General features: G+C 72.7%; 13 protein-coding genes and 1 pseudogene. 1 reads left to right on the top strand and 13 read right to left on the bottom strand.

The features are described 5' to 3' along the window. The 3 genes from LCE31_RS25470 to LCE31_RS25460 form a co-directional block, all read right to left on the bottom strand. On the bottom strand, window positions 1-1,866 hold a 1,866-nt coding region (locus LCE31_RS25470), incomplete at its 3' end, for a chromosome segregation SMC family protein (RefSeq protein WP_225018016.1). 248 nt (window positions 1,867-2,114) lie between these two features. After that, a complete protein-coding gene (locus LCE31_RS25465; protein WP_225018014.1) occupies window positions 2,115-2,327 on the bottom strand; it encodes a hypothetical protein in 213 nt (70 codons plus the stop codon). A 400-nt stretch (window positions 2,328-2,727) separates the two neighbouring features. Further along, window positions 2,728-3,009, bottom strand: a complete 282-nt coding sequence (locus LCE31_RS25460; RefSeq protein ID WP_225018012.1) for an acylphosphatase — start codon at window positions 3,007-3,009, stop codon at window positions 2,728-2,730. Window positions 3,010-3,191: 182 nt separating this feature from the next. Between LCE31_RS25460 and LCE31_RS25455 the strand changes: the two genes are divergently transcribed. Further along, window positions 3,192-4,094 carry a CAP domain-containing protein gene (locus LCE31_RS25455; protein ID WP_225018010.1) on the top strand — a complete coding sequence of 301 codons (903 nt, stop codon included), beginning with the start codon at window positions 3,192-3,194 and terminating at the stop codon, window positions 4,092-4,094. A 63-nt stretch (window positions 4,095-4,157) separates the two neighbouring features. Here LCE31_RS25455 and mutM read toward each other — a convergent pair whose 3' ends face one another. The 10 genes and pseudogenes from mutM to LCE31_RS25405 all read right to left on the bottom strand — a co-directional run. Next, window positions 4,158-5,018 (bottom strand): bifunctional DNA-formamidopyrimidine glycosylase/DNA-(apurinic or apyrimidinic site) lyase, encoded by an 861-nt coding sequence (gene mutM / locus LCE31_RS25450; protein ID WP_225018007.1) that lies wholly within the window; start codon window positions 5,016-5,018, stop codon window positions 4,158-4,160. 1 nt (window position 5,019) lies between these two features. Continuing rightward, window positions 5,020-5,799, bottom strand: a complete 780-nt coding sequence (rnc, locus tag LCE31_RS25445) for a ribonuclease III (protein WP_225018005.1) — start codon at window positions 5,797-5,799, stop codon at window positions 5,020-5,022. A 19-nt stretch (window positions 5,800-5,818) separates the two neighbouring features. After that, window positions 5,819-5,992, bottom strand: a complete 174-nt coding sequence (gene rpmF / locus LCE31_RS25440; protein WP_225018003.1) for a 50S ribosomal protein L32 — start codon at window positions 5,990-5,992, stop codon at window positions 5,819-5,821. A gap of 2 nt (window positions 5,993-5,994) precedes the next feature. After that, window positions 5,995-6,672, bottom strand: coding sequence for a YceD family protein (locus LCE31_RS25435; protein ID WP_225018001.1), 678 nt, complete (start codon window positions 6,670-6,672; stop codon window positions 5,995-5,997). A gap of 152 nt (window positions 6,673-6,824) precedes the next feature. Then, entirely contained in the window at window positions 6,825-8,144 is a 1,320-nt protein-coding gene (locus LCE31_RS25430; protein ID WP_374118554.1) for a DivIVA domain-containing protein, read from the bottom strand. A gap of 118 nt (window positions 8,145-8,262) precedes the next feature. Continuing rightward, window positions 8,263-8,742, bottom strand: a complete 480-nt coding sequence (gene coaD, locus LCE31_RS25425; RefSeq protein ID WP_225018018.1) for a pantetheine-phosphate adenylyltransferase — start codon at window positions 8,740-8,742, stop codon at window positions 8,263-8,265. Between the two features lie 26 nt (window positions 8,743-8,768). Continuing rightward, window positions 8,769-9,374: a 16S rRNA (guanine(966)-N(2))-methyltransferase RsmD gene (gene rsmD / locus LCE31_RS25420; RefSeq protein ID WP_225017999.1), complete on the bottom strand. Its 606-nt coding sequence runs from the start codon at window positions 9,372-9,374 to the stop codon at window positions 8,769-8,771. A gap of 180 nt (window positions 9,375-9,554) precedes the next feature. Further along, a complete protein-coding gene (gene recG, locus LCE31_RS25415; protein ID WP_225017996.1) occupies window positions 9,555-11,780 on the bottom strand; it encodes an ATP-dependent DNA helicase RecG in 2,226 nt (741 codons plus the stop codon). A gap of 26 nt (window positions 11,781-11,806) precedes the next feature. Then, window positions 11,807-12,823: pseudogene (locus LCE31_RS25410) on the bottom strand (DAK2 domain-containing protein); the annotation flags it as partial. Window positions 12,824-12,836: 13 nt separating this feature from the next. After that, the coding region (locus LCE31_RS25405) for a phosphoenolpyruvate carboxylase (RefSeq protein WP_225017994.1) at window positions 12,837-14,215 on the bottom strand (1,379 nt) is incomplete at its 5' end.

The raw sequence follows: 14,215 nt of genomic DNA, 5'->3' as shown, positions 1-14,215 counted from the left end.
GTCGGGGGCACCGGCACCGGGCACGGGCGGGGACGCCTGTGCGGGCAGGCCGGGTGCCGCGGACGCCTGGCCCGTGGACTCCGGGGCGCCCTGCGCGGGCACTCCCGGCTGCGTGGGCGGGTCCTGCGCGGACGAGTCCTGCGCGGCGGCGCCTGCCAGCAGCAGCGTGGCGCGGCCACCGTCCTGCGTGCGCAGCATGCGGATGGCGCGGGCGGCCGTCGCCGTGTCGGTCACGGCGAGCGCGTCCGCGGCCAGCCCCAGGGCCGCCGCGATCTGGACCTCGTGGCCCGGTGCGAGGGACAGCAGCTCCGCGGCGGGCCCCAGCAGGCCGGTGAGGGACTCCCGCGCGGCGAGCAGCGCGCCCGAGCCGTCCTTCCTGCGCAGCCCGAGGGCGAGGGCATCGTGCCGGGCGGCGACGGCGGCCCTGCTGCGCTCGGCCGCGGTGGCCGCCTCGCGCGCCGCGGTGAGCGCGGCCTCCGCGTCGGCCAGCGCGCGGCGCGCCGCCTCGTGCTCCTCACCCAGCTCGTGGTCGTCCGCGTCGAGGCCGTCCACCTCCGCCTTGAGCTGCTCGTACTCCTCCTGCGCCGCGACGGCCCGCTGCCCGGCCTCGTCCCGGCTCGCGGCCAGCCGGTCGATCTCGGCCTGCGCCGAGGCCGCGCGACCGCGGGCGGCGGTGACCTGGCCGTGCAGCCGGGCGAGCTGCTCGCGGCGGTCGGCGACGGCGCGTGCCGCGTCCTTGAGCCTGCGCTCCTCGGCGGCGAGTTCGCGCTCCAGGTCGGCGCGGTGGGAGACCGTGTCCTCAAGGGCGCGTTCCGCAGCCTCCAGCGCGGCCTCCAGTTCGGCCTCCTGCTCCCGGATGCGGGCGGCCTCACGCTCCATGTCCTCGGGCTCGCGCCCGCGCCGCTCCTCGGCGGGCGCCTGGGTGGCGCTGGTGACCCGCGCGTCGGCGAGGGAGACCGTGCCGCGGACGCGTTCCGCGAGCTGCGACAGCTCGTAGAAGGTCCCCTGGGCGCGCGCCAGGCGCGGTGCGAGGCGCCGTACCTCGTCCTCCAGGTCGGCCTCGCGCGTGAGCGCCGTCTTCAGCCGGCCCTCCGCCTCTTCCTTGCGGCGCTTCTGCTCGGCCTCGTCCGCGACCTCGGTGCGCAGCGCCTCCCGCAGAGTGACGAGGTCGTCGGCGAGCAGCCGCAGGCGGGCGTCGCGCAGGTCGGCCTGGATGACGGCGGCGCGCCGCGCGACGGCGGCCTGCCGGCCGAGGGGTTTGAGCTGGCGGCGCAGTTCGTCGGTGAGGTCCTGGACGCGCGCCAGGTTCGCCTGCATCGCGTCCAGCTTCCGCAGCGCCTTCTCCTTGCGCTTGCGGTGCTTGAGGACGCCCGCGGCCTCCTCGATGAAGGCCCTGCGGCCCATCGGGTCGGCGTGCAGGACGGAGTCGAGCTGCCCCTGCCCGACGATGACATGCATTTCGCGGCCGATGCCGGAGTCGGACAGCAGGTCCTGGATGTCGAGGAGGCGGCACGTGTCGCCGTTGATCTGGTATTCGCTGCTGCCGCCGCGGAACATGATCCGCGTGATGGTGACCTCGGCGTACGCGATGGGCAGCGCGCCGTCGGAATTGTCGATGGTCAGGGAGACCTCGGCGCGGCCGAGGGGCGGCCGGCCGGTCGTCCCGGCGAAGATGACGTCCTCCATCTTGCCGCCGCGCAGCGATTTGGCGCCCTGCTCCCCCATGACCCAGGACAGCGCGTCCACGACATTGGATTTGCCGGAGCCGTTCGGCCCCACGACACAGGTGATTCCCGGTTCGAACCGCAGCGTCGTGGCGGACGCGAACGACTTGAAACCGCGCAGTGTCATGGCCTTGAGGTGCACGCAGCCGGACTCTACCCGTACAGATCGTCCCCCGGCGGTTTCACCACTGAACGTGCAGGGCACATCAGACGTTAAGGAAGAGCCCGGGGAGGATTGAATACCGCGGTACGGCGGGGGACTTGACGGCCTCGGTGATGAGGCGGGCTCCAGGGGGCCGGGAGGAAAGAAAGAAGGGACGCCGGAGCGTCCCTTGCATATCTAGCCGGCGAGAATGATCTCACCTGTCCGCGGCCCGGGCGGGCCGATGATCAGGTGAGCGCAGGCTCCTGAGAGACATCAATGTCGATGCCGTCGAGCAGCGAGTCTCCAGGATGCTGTGCGGCGGCGCTGAGCGCGTCGTTCTCGGTCTGGATCCGTACGAGTTCGGATTCCAGGTCCTGTACACGCTGCTGAAGCCGTCGCATCTCGGCGAGGAGTCGCGGGTCGGAGCCGCCGACGTAACCGAGAAGCGCCTTTGCCATGATGGATGGTCCTCCACAATGAGTGACCGACCGGTTGCGGTATGGGTCGTGGTTTGGTGAGGAAAAACGCGCCCTCGTGCCCGGCAGAGAGGCTCTCATCTCTGCGGTTCTCGCTGCCGAACAGTTGGTGTGCGCGGGGCTTCCAGACTCTCACCAAAAAGTTTGACGGTCAACACGATCACGGTCCGTACGGGCATGCCTCCGGGCGGCTCGGCGCCCGTGGCGCCCCGGCACGGCCCGCCCTCCTGCGCTCCTACGCGAGAGACCCTCGTCGGAGCGGCAGCGTTGCATGCGCCGGGCACGGTTGGCAACCACCTGGTCATCACGGGTGTACGGGCGAGCAAAGTCCGCCCGGAACACCGCCGGGGGGCGGCCCGTCGGCGCGGGACACGGGCCCCGGCTATCGGATGGCGAAGGTCTCGTAGCCGCCGCGCGGCGTGTCCCAGATCTCAGTGACGCCCTCGACCCGGCCGGGCGTGTCGTCCGAGCGCAGCCAGTCGAGCAGCCGGTGGCAATTCTCACGCGCCCCTTCGGCCACAACCTGCACACGGCCGTCGTCGAGATTGAGCGCGAAGCCGGTGAGCCCGCCGATCTCCAGAGCGTTGGCCCTGGTGAACCAGCGGAACCCCACTCCCTGTACTCGACCGCGTACCCACGCGGTGAGTCGTACGTGTTCATCCATGCACGCAAGCTAACGGTCCGATTGCTCTCAAGCCTCACCAGCCCCACACGTCATGGCGTACAGTCCCCTCGCGATGAGCCCTCACCCGTTCGGGTGAAGGTTCTGTGATGTCCGGGCGCCGGCACAGGCGCCCGCCCCACACCGCCAGGACATCCCCGAGAGAGCACGAGGAAGGACCGAGGATGGGACGCCACGGACGCTCCGCCGCACGGCCCGCCCCCGTATCCGAGCCGGACGGCACCACCGGCCGGCGCCCGGGGGGCGAGCGCCGCAAGCGGCGCGTGGGCGCCCCCGTGCGGACCGGTCTGCTCGGCGCCTCCGCCGCGATGGCGGTCGGCGCCGTGGCCGTGGCGTCGGGCCTGATACCCGGCGGCGGCCACTACGACGTGGGCGCGAGCTCCCCGGGCGGCGAGCAGGTGCGGACGGACGCGGGCCCGACGGGGCTGCGCCCGCAGGGCAGCGACAGCGCGTCCCCGACCGCCTCGCCCTCCGGCTCCGCCGGTGCGTCCTCCGCCTCCGCCGCGCCGAAGACGTCGCACAGTCCCGCGGCGAAGCCGTCCGGTGCGCCCGCCGCGCCGCACAGCACGAAGCCCTCCGCCGCGACGCGGAAGCAGACGGCCCCCGTCACGAAGGCGCCCGCGAGCAGGACTCCCGCGCCGGCCGCCACCACGGGTCATGTCGACACGGCGCCCGCCGCCACCCCGACGACCGGGTCGGCCGCCGCGCAGATACTCGGCCTGGTGAACCAGGAGCGGGCGAAGGCCGGATGCCGCCCGCTGAAGGACGACTCCTCGCTGGACTCGCTGGCGCAGGACTTCAGCGACGAGATGGCCGCCCGCGGCTTCTTCGACCACACGGACCCGGACGGCAGGACGCCGTGGGACCGCGCGGACGCGGCCGGAGTGCAGAAGCTCGGCGGCGAGAACATAGCCCGCGGGCAGGCGGACCCCCAGGCGGTGATGGACGCCTGGATGAACTCCGAGGGCCACCGCGCGAACATACTGAACTGCGACTACACCCGTCTCGGCGTCGGCGTGCACTACGGCTCGGGCGGCCCCTGGTGGACGCAGGACTTCGGCTTCTGAACCAGCCCGCCCTGGCTGCCTCGCGCGGGCCCGTGCGGGCGCCGCGTCAGACGGTGGTGCGCGTCAGGCCGTGGTGCGCGGCGGGCGCTGGCAGCGCGGGCAGTAGTAGCTCGACCTGTTCATCCAGGGTCTGCGCCGCATCGGCGTGCCGCACCGGCGGCACGGCTCGTCCTCACGTCCGTACGCGTCGAGGGAGCGGTCGAAGTATCCCGACTCGCCGTTCACGTTGACGTAGAGGCTGTCGAAGCTGGTGCCGCCGACGTCGAGGGCCGCGTTCATGACGTCCCGTACGTGGCCGAGCAGTTCGGCCACCCGGGGCCGGGTGAGGGTCGCGGTCGGCCGGTCGTAGTGCAGCCTGCCGCGCCACAGCGCCTCGTCGGCGTAGATGTTGCCGACCCCGCTGATCAGCGACTGGTCGAGCAGGGCCCGTTTGACGGTCGTGCGCTTCGCGCGGAGCGCGAGGGCGAACGCGGCGTCGTCGAAGGCGGGGTCCAGCGGGTCGCGCGCGATGTGCGCGATGACGTCCGGCAGGCCGTCCGGGGTGTTGTCGTGCAGCGACAGCCCGCCGAAGGTGCGCTGGTCGACGAAGCGCAGCTCCGTACCCTGGCCGTCGGCGAACCTCAGCCGGATGCGCAGGTGCTTCTCGTCCGGCGCGTCCTCGGGGCGCACCAGCAGCTGACCGCTCATCCCGAGGTGGCCGAGTACGGAGAACCCCGGGTCGTCGAGCGGCAGCCACAGGTACTTGCCCCGTCTGCGGGCCGGGCCGACCGTGCGGCCCTTGAGGCGGGCGGCGAAGTCCCCCCCCCCCGCGAGGTGCCGCCGTACGGCGCGGGGGTGCAGGACGTCCGCCTCGGCGACCGTCCTGCCGCTCACCCAGCGCGTCAGGCCGCGCCGTACGACCTCTACCTCGGGCAGCTCGGGCACGTCACTCCTGCGGAGCGGCGCTGCTCGCGGCGACCCGCTCGTCCGCGGCGGCCTTGATGGCGCGCCACGCGGACTCGGCGGCCTGCTGCTCCGCCTCTTTCTTGCTGCGGCCGGTGCCGGTGCCGTACGAGACACCACCGACGCGGGCGGCAGCAGTGAAGACCTTCTCGTGGTCGGGGCCCTTCTCCGTGACGAGGTACTCGGGCACGCCGAGGGACTCCGCCGCGGTGAGCTCCTGGAGGCTGGTCTTCCAGTCGAGTCCCGCACCGAGGTTCGAGGACTTCTCGATCAGCGGGTCGAAGAGGCGGTGCACCAGTTCGGAGGCCGCGTCGAGACCCTGGTCGAGGTAGACCGCGCCGATGACCGCCTCAAGGGTGTCGGCCAGGATGGACGCCTTGTCGCGTCCGCCCGTGCCTTCCTCGCCCCGGCCGAGCCGGATGAAGGCGCCCAGGTCGAGACCGCGGCTCACCCCGGCGAGCGCACGGGCGTTCACCACGGCGGCGCGCAGCTTGGCGAGCTGGCCCTCGGGCAGGTCGGGATGGATGCGGTACAGCGTGTCCGTGACCACAAGGCCGAGCACCGAGTCGCCGAGGAACTCCAGCCGCTCGTTGGTCGGCAGTCCGCCGTTCTCGTACGCGAAGGAACGGTGCGTCAGCGCACGCACCAGAAGGGCGGACTCAAGGTGATACCCGAGCCGCCCTTCCAGAAGCGTGTGGGACGAGGCTGCGTGGACGGTGTCTGTCTGCTTCTTTGCGTTCTTGTCCGCGGACAGTTCAGACATTGAGCCTCTCACCAGCCGCTCAGACCTCGATGACCTGGCGCTTGTTGTAGGTGCCGCAGCTGGGGCACGCGATGTGCTGCAGCTTCGGCTCCTGGCAGCGCTCGCACGCCACCAGGTTGGGGGCCACAGCCTTCCACTGCGACCGGCGGTGGCGCGTGTTGCTGCGCGACATCTTCCGCTTCGGAACAGCCACGGCTACTTCTCCTGCTTCTCGTCGGCGGCACCGGGAGCGGCACCGTCTGTGTACTCGATGGAGTCCTTCTCGCCGTCCTTGACGGTTTCGGCGAGTCCTTGCAATGCCGCCCACCGGGGGTCGACGGCATCGTGGTGGTGCCCCGGCTCGTCCGCCAGCCTGATCCCGCAGTCGGGGCACAGGCCCGGGCAGTCGTCCGAGCACAGCGGCTGCAACGGCAGTGCGAGCACCACCGCGTCCCGCAGCACCGGTTCGAGGTCGAACAGGCCGTCCTCGATGAAGAGCGTGTCCTCGTTCTCCGGATCTCCCTCGGCGTCGCCGCCGGGCTCCGCCCTGGGGCGGCCCCGGTCGTCGGCGTCGTGGTACGAGAACAGCTCCTGGATGTCCGCCTCCACCTTGCGGGTCAGCGGCTCCAGACACCTTACGCACTCCCCCTCGGCCGTGGCACGGGCGGTACCGGAGACCAGTACGCCCTCCATGACCGATTCGAGCCGGAGCTTCAGCTCGACGGGGTTCCCCTCGGGCACCTCGATGACGCCTGCGATGCCGAAGTCCGCCGGGGCGGGCACCGACCGGGTCAGCCGCTGGAGCGCACCGGGTCGCCGCCCCAGCTCGTGTGTGTCGAACACGAGGGGGTTGCGGTGGTCGAGGCGCGCGTTCAGAACCGTCCCTGCCTTCATCCGATCGGGAGTGCCACCCGGGATCACCCGGGGAGGCCGCCGCTGATGCCCACGGACCGGGCGGGCAGCCGTGATCGCGACACGTGTACGCGACCGAAGGGCCAGGATACCGGTAGGGCGGCGCAGGACCCAATCCGGACCCGCGCCGGTGGTCAGCGGCCCTCTTCGTACTGGCGCAGGGCCTCCAGGTCGATCATGCTCGTGTCGAAGAAGCTGGTCTCGTCGAGCGCGGCCTGGGGCTGGTGCTCCTGCCCGGGGTGCTGCTCCTGGCCCGGGTGCTGCGGCTGCTGCCAGCCGTACTGCGCGGCGGGGTCCTGCCCGTAGGCGCCGGGGTGCTGGGCGCCGGCCTGCTGGGCGGGGTCGTAGCCGCCCTGCTGGTAGGCGTAGGGGTCCTGCTGGTAGCCGTACGCGTCGTGCTGCGGGTATCCGCCGCCGTACGCCTGGTCCCCCGCGTAGCCCTGGGCGGCGCCCGGGTAGCCGGCCGACGCGTCGGCGCCCGGCATGCCGTCGGCTCCGGGCATGACCGCCATGCCGTTCACGCCGGCCATGTCGTCGGTGCCCGGCATGGCGCCCGCACCGGTCATGTCGTAGGAGCCGGTCTCGTAGCCGGTCGGCGCGTAGCCGCCGTCCTGGTAGGCCCCCTGCGCGGCGGCCATCGAGCCGTCCTCGGCCGCCATCGGCGCGGGGGCCGCCGGCTCGGAGTGCGCGGCCGCGGGCCGTTCGCGGGCGGGCGGCCGGCTCGCCGCGAGGTCGGACAGGAAGTCGGAGTCGCTGATGAGGTCCGCCCCGTCGCCGGCGTCCTGTGCGGCCATGTGCGCGCCGAGCTCGTCGCTCGCGATGCGCCCGTGCAGCTTCTGCCGGCCCCGGCCGACGGCCTCCAGGGTCTTGGACAGGACGGCCTCGAAGGCGCCGAGCTTGGCGTCGACGTAGTCGTCCGCGCGCCGGATCAGGGTGCTCGGGTCGGCGCTGTACTCGGGGGCGTCCGGGTCGTCGTCGTACGCCCCCTCGCCGTCGGCGTCCTCACCCGGGCTGCGGCCGAGGAGCTTCTCCCTGCCGCGGTCGACGGAGCCGATCGTCTTGGTGAGGACGACCTCGAAGTTGGCGAGCTTGGAGTCGACGTAGTCGTCGGCTTCCGCGCGGATCTCCTCCGACTCCCTGCGGGCCTCGTCGAGAATCCGGTCCGCCTCTTCCTGGGACCGGCGGGCCACGATGGTCTCGGAGATCAGCGACGACCGCTGGTCGTGCGCCTCCTGGATGATCCGGTCGGCCTCCTGCCGGGCCTGCGCGGCGAGCTGCTCGTGCCCGCCGATGACCTCCTCGGCCTGCGCGAGCGAGCCGGGCAGGGCCGCACGCACCTCTTCCAGCATCGCGAGCAGCTCGGCGCGGTTCACCACACAGGACGCCGACATGGGCATGGACCTGGCGTTCCCCACAGCGTCGACGATCTCGTCGAGCTTCTTCTGCACGTCCACCGTGTGCGCCTTTTCTCAGCAGGATTACGAGACGGACGCAACGACTGTACGACCCGCGGGAGCGTGCCCGACACCGGGTGAGCGGCCTTTGCCCGCCGGGGCGTTGACGCGCCGCGCCTCAGCGCTGCGAGATCCGCTCGGTGAGGGCCTCGTGCACGACGGGCGGCAGCAGGTGCGAAACGTCTCCGCCCCAGGTCGCGACCTCTTTGACGAGGGAAGACGAGAGGAAGCTGTAGGTCGGGTTGGTGGGCACGAACAGCGTCTCGACGCCGGAGAGGCCGTTGTTCATCTGGGCCATCTGGAGTTCGTAGTCGAAGTCGCTGACGGCCCGCAGGCCCTTCACGATGGCGGGGATGTCGCGTTCCTTGCAGAAGTCGACCAGCAGGCCGTGGAAGGACTCGACTTCGATGTTGCCGAACTCGGCGGTGGCCCGGCGGATCAGGTCGATCCGCTCGTCGATGCTGAACAGGCCCTTCTTGGACATGTTGATCATCACGGCGACGTGGACGACGTCGTACAGCTTGGACGCGCGACCGATGATGTCGAGATGCCCGTTGGTGATGGGGTCGAAGGAACCGGGACAGACGGCGCGGCGCAATGGGGTCTCCTCGCTCTCCGGCGTGGTCATGACGCGGTGGCTGCGGTCGTCGGGCCGGCGGCTGCCGGTGTGGCCGCCCGGCCGTGCCACAGGGTGCCCTCGCCGTAGCGGCGGGAGCGCAGCGGCTCGAACCCCTCGGGCCAGCCGAACGCGCCGCCTCTGGTGCTGCGTTCAACGGTGACGACAGCGTCGTCGGCAAGCCAGCCCCTGCGGTCGAGTGTGAGCAGGATCTCGCGAAGATCGTCATCAGTGACGGCGTACGGCGGATCGAGGAAGACCAGGTCGTACGGGTCGCCCGGGGCGGCTTCACGGACGACCTGCTCGGCCTTGCCCGTGCGGACGTCCGCGCCGGGCAGGCCGACCGCACGGGCGTTCTCCCGGACCGTGCGGGCGGCCCGGCCGTCGGCCTCGACGAGCAGGGCGTGCGCGGCGCCGCGGGAGAGGGCTTCGAGGCCGACGGCGCCCGAGCCCGCGTACAGGTCGGCGACCCGGATGCCGGTGAAGGTGCCGAGCAGGGATTCCCAGCTGGAGAAGAGGCCCTCGCGCGCCCGGTCGGAGGTGGGCCGGGTGCCGTTGCCCGGCGGCACGGCCAGCCGGCGTCCGCCGGCGGCACCGCCGATCACGCGGGTCATGGGTGTCGTTCCTCGGTTCCTCTGGAGGCGTGCGGGTCGTCCTCCACGATATGGCGTGCGGGTCCGCCGGGCAGCGCCGGCCCGCCCCGCGGTACGGGACCCACGGCAGGCGACCGCGGGTCCGCCGGAAATCCGGCCGTACGCGCGCCCGCCGTGCGCGCCCGACGCGGCGCGGGCAGGTCAGCCCTTGTCGAGATAGCGCTCGCGCTCGGCGTCGAGGAGGGCGTCGAGCGCCGTGCGCAGCTCCGGGTAGCCGGTCAGCTCCGGGTCCTTCGCGACGACGGCCGCGGCCTCCTCCCGGGCGGCGGCGATGACCTCCTCGTCGTCGATGACGGCCAGCATCCGCAGGCTGGAGCGGACGCCGGACTGCGCCTGGCCGAGGACGTCGCCCTCGCGGCGCTGTTCGAGGTCGATGCGGGAGAGCTCGAACCCGTCGAGGGTGGCGGCGACGGCGCCCAGCCTGGCGCGCGCGGGGCTCGCCTCCGGCGCGTCGGTGACCAGCAGGCACAGGCCGGGCGCCGAGCCGCGGCCGACGCGGCCGCGGAGCTGGTGCAGCTGCGAGACGCCGAACCGGTCCGCGTCCATGATCACCATGGCGGTCGCGTTGGGCACGTTGACGCCGACCTCGATGACGGTCGTGGCGACCAGCACATCGGTCTCGCCGGCCGCGAAGCGGCGCATCACCGCGTCCTTGTCGTCGGGCGCCATCCTGCCGTGCAGGATCTCCACGCGCAGCCCGGCGAGCGGTCCCGCGACGAGCTTGTCCGCGACCTCCACCACGGCGAGCGCCGGGCGCTTCTCCGGCTCTTCGGCGGCGGCCGGCTGCTTCTTCCTGCCGTCCTCCTCGTCGCCGATGCGCGGGCACACCACGTACGCCTGGTGGCCGGCGCCGACCTCCTCGCGCACCCGGTCCCAGGCGCGGGCGAGGAAGTGCGGCTTGTCCGTGGCGGGCACGACATGGCTCGCGATCGGGGACCGGCCCGCCGGGAGCTGGTCGAGCACCGAGGTCTCCAGGTCGCCGAAGACCGTCATCGCGACCGTACGGGGAATGGGGGTGGCGGTCATGACCAGCAGGTGCGGGGGCTGCCTGCCCTTGGAGCGCAGCGCGTCGCGCTGCTCCACGCCGAAGCGGTGCTGCTCGTCGACCACGACCAGGCCGAGGTCGTGGAACTGGACCTTGTCCTCGATCAGCGCGTGCGTGCCGATGACGATCCCCGCCTCGCCGGTCACGAGATCGAGGAGCGCCTGCCTGCGCGCCGCCGCGCCCATCGAACCCGTGAGCAGGACGACCTTGGTGGCGCCTTCGGCGGCGCCGAGCGTCCCGCCCTCGGCCAGTTCGCCCATCATCTCGGTGATCGAGCGGTGGTGCTGCTGGGCGAGCACCTCGGTGGGCGCGAGCATCGCGGCCTGGCCGCCCGCGTCCACGACGGCGAGCATGGCGCGCAGCGCCACCAGCGTCTTGCCGGAGCCGACCTCGCCCTGGAGCAGCCGGTGCATGGGGTGCTCCGTGCCCAGTTCCGCGAAGATCTCGCCGGTGACCTTCTCCTGGCCCTCGGTGAGGGTGAAGGGCAGGCGCGCGTCGAACGCGTCGAGCAGCCCGCCCGCCACCGGCCGCCTGGCCACGGCGGGCAGTTGCCCGTCGGCCCGCCTGCGCCGCGCGAGCGCGACCTGGAGCACGAACGCCTCGTCCCACTTGAGCCGGGCGCGGGCGTCCTCGACATCCGCCTTGGTCCGGGGCCGGTGCACCTTGTGCAGGGCATCGGGCAGCGGGGCGAGGCCGCGGCCCTCGCGCAGCGCCTCGGGGAGCGGGTCGAGCGCCTCGGCCGCGCGGGGCAGGACGAGGTCGACGGCCTTGGCGATCTTCCAGGACTCCAGGCCCTTGCAGGCCGGGTAGATGGGGATCAGGCGGCCCGCGAAGTCGTCGACGGCCGCGGCGGTGTCGTCGTCCACCAGGTCTTCGGTTTCGTCGGACGCGTCGCCGCCGGGGCCGAGCGTCACATACGTCGGGTGCGCGAGCTGGAGCTTGTGGTTGAAGACGGAGACCTTGCCGGCGAACATGGCGCGGCTGCCGGGCGGCAGATCCTTGTGGGGTTTGTGAATCCCCCGGCCGAAGAAGACCAGCTGGAGCCGGCCGCTGCCGTCGGTGAGGGTGATCTCCAGACGCTGTCCTCGGCCGCCGTTGAAGCGCAGCACACGGGAGTCGGCGACCTGGGCGACCACGGTGACGTCCTCGTCGAGCGGGAGGTCGGCGAGCCGGGTGAGCCGGCCGCGCTCCTCGTAGCGACGGGGGTAGTGGTGCAGCAGGTCGCCCACGGTGTGCAGGCCGAGGTGCTCGGCCATCACCTTCGCGGTGGGCTGGCCGAGTGTCTTCTTGAGGGGTTCGTCAAGCGCGGACACGTCGTCCATTCCACACCACGCCTGTGACATCGGGGTCATTCGACGCCGATGAGCAGCGGCGCGGTTCTGCCGCCGCCCCGGTGCACGACGGTGTCGACGGCGAGGTGGCCGCCCCGCACATGCGCTTCGAGCCCCTCGGCGAGCGTGTCGGGCACGCCGTCGCCGAGTACGAGCGTGACGAGTTCGCCGCCCGCGGCGAGCATGCGGTCGAGGACGTCGGCCGCCGTGGCGGCCAGGTCCGTGCCGATGACGGCGATGTCCCCCTCGATGAGGCCGAGGACGTCCCCTGCCCGGCAGATGCCGGCCGTGGTCCAGGCCATGCGCTCGGCCACGGCGAGTTCGCCGTAGCGGGTGGCGCCCGCGGCCGACGTCATCGCGACGACGTCCTCGTCGAAGCGGCGCTCCGGCTGGTGCACGGCGAGCGCGGCGATGCCCTGGACGGCCGCCCTGGTGGGGATCAGGGCGACCCGCACGCCCTCGGCGCGCGCCTGCGCGGCGGCGGCAGCGGCCGGGTGGCGCAGCTCGGGGTCGTTGGGCAGCAGCACGACCTCGCGCGCGTGCGCGCGCCGGATGGCCTCGACGATCTCACCGCTCGGCGGCTGCTCGCCGGCGCGTACGAGGAGGGTGGTGGCGCCGTCGTCGCCGTCGTGCCCGGCGCTCCCGGCCGCACCGCCCCCGCCGGTCCGCTGGGTCGGCGGCTCGGCCGCGAGTGGCGCGAGGTGGCTGACGCGGATGCGGTACGGGCGTCCCGCCTCGATGCCGGCCTCGACGGCGGCGCCCGCGTCGTCGGTGTGCACGTGCACCTGCCACAGGCCCTCGCCGCCGCCGACGACGAGGCAGTCGCCGAGTGCGTCAAGACGCTCCTTGAGCCGTCCGAGGGCCGCCTCGTCCGCCTCCAGGAGGTAGATCACCTCGAAGGCGGGGCCCTGGACCGGCGCGGGCTCCGCCGGGCAGGCCGCGCTGTCGCCGGCCGTCCTCTGCGCCGTCCGCGCGCGGGCCGGCCGCGGGCCGGGGGGGGGGGGGGGGCCGGGGGCCCCCCGGCGTGTCCTTCCGGCCGGCCGGCCGTCAGCCGGTGTTGCGCAGGCCCGCGGCCACGCCGTTGACCGTCAGGAGCAGCGCCCTGGCGAGCAGCGGGTCGGGGGCCTCCTCGGCCTCGGCGGCCTGGCGCTGGCGGGCCAGCAGGGCGACCTGGAGGTAGGAGATCGGGTCGAGGTAGGCGTCGCGGATGGCGAACGTCTGCTGGAGGACCTTGTTGGAGTCGAGGAGCTTCTCGCCGCCGGTGATGCGGAGGATCTCCTGGACGGTGAGGGCGTGTTCGGTCTCGATGTTCCCGAACACGTGCTTGAGGTTCTCGGGCACGAGCGTGTCGACGTAGTGGCGCGCGATCCGCAGGTCGGTCTTGGCGAGCGTCATCTCGACGTTCGCGATGAAGTTGCGGAAGAAGTGCCAGTGTTCGTACATCTCGTCGAGGACGGAGTCGAGTCCGGCCTCGCGCAGCGCCTTGAGGCCGGAGCCGACGCCGTACCAGCCGGGCACGATCTGCCGGGACTGGGTCCAGCCGAAGACCCAGGGGATGGCGCGCAGGCCGTCGAGTCCCGCGCCGGTGTCGGGGCGGCGGGAGGGCCGGGCTTGGAGGTGGAGGGCGGCGAGCTGGTCGACGGGGGTGGAGGCGAAGAAGTACGCGGGCAGGTCGGGGTCTTCGACCAGGCGCCGGTACGCGGAGTGCGCGGCGTCGGAGACGGTGTCCATGGCCGCGTCCCAGCGGGCGAGTGCCTCGGAGGACTGGCGGGGCGCGGTGTGCAGGGCGGATGCCTGGAGGGTCGCGGCGACGGTCAGTTCGAGGTTCTCGCGGGCGAGGGACGGGATCAGGTACTTGTCGGAGATGACCTCGCCCTGCTCGGTCACCTTGATCTCGCCCTCCAGGGTGCCCCAGGGCTGGGAGAGGATCGCGTCGTGCGAGGGGCCGCCGCCTCGGCCGACGGTGCCGCCCCGGCCGTGGAAGAGGCGCAGGCGTACGCCGTGCCGGTGCGCGACGTCGCGCAGGCGGCGCTGGGCGCGGTGGATCTCCCACTGGGAGGTGGTGATGCCGCCGAACTTCGAGGAGTCGGAGTAGCCGAGCATGACCTCCTGGACCTCGCCGCGCAGCGAGACGAGGCGGCGGTAGGACGGGTCGGAGAGCATGTCGTCGAGGATGACGTCGGCGGCGCGCAGCTCGTCCGTGGTCTCCAGGAGCGGCACGATGCCGATCTTGGCCCAGCCGCCGTGCAGGTCGAGCAGGCCGGCCTCGCGGGCGAGGACCGCGGCGGCGAACACGTCGTCCGCGCCCTGGCACATCGAGATGATGTACGACTCGATGACCTCGGGTCCGAAGCGCTCGAAGGCCTGCTGGATGGTGTGGAAGACGCCGAGGGTCTTCGCGCCCGCGGCGTCGAGCGGCGCGCCGG

The sequence above is a fragment of the Streptomyces sp. 8L genome (genome assembly GCF_020176795.1).
Taxonomy (GTDB): Bacteria; Actinomycetota; Actinomycetes; order Streptomycetales; family Streptomycetaceae; genus Streptomyces.
Note: the sequence above shows the minus strand (reverse complement) of the source record. Positions and strands in the feature narration are given on the sequence as shown.

Coding starts and splice junctions, on each gene's coding strand:
- LCE31_RS25465 (WP_225018014.1), bottom strand. CDS start 2,327: ATGGCAAAGGCGCTTCTCGGTTACGTCGGCGGCTCCGACCCGCGACTC.
- LCE31_RS25460 (WP_225018012.1), bottom strand. CDS start 3,009: ATGGATGAACACGTACGACTCACCGCGTGGGTACGCGGTCGAGTACAG.
- LCE31_RS25455 (WP_225018010.1), top strand. CDS start 3,192: ATGGGACGCCACGGACGCTCCGCCGCACGGCCCGCCCCCGTATCCGAG.
- rnc (WP_225018005.1), bottom strand. CDS start 5,799: ATGTCTGAACTGTCCGCGGACAAGAACGCAAAGAAGCAGACAGACACC.
- LCE31_RS25435 (WP_225018001.1), bottom strand. CDS start 6,672: ATGAAGGCAGGGACGGTTCTGAACGCGCGCCTCGACCACCGCAACCCC.
- rsmD (WP_225017999.1), bottom strand. CDS start 9,374: ATGACCCGCGTGATCGGCGGTGCCGCCGGCGGACGCCGGCTGGCCGTG.
- recG (WP_225017996.1), bottom strand. CDS start 11,780: ATGGACGACGTGTCCGCGCTTGACGAACCCCTCAAGAAGACACTCGGC.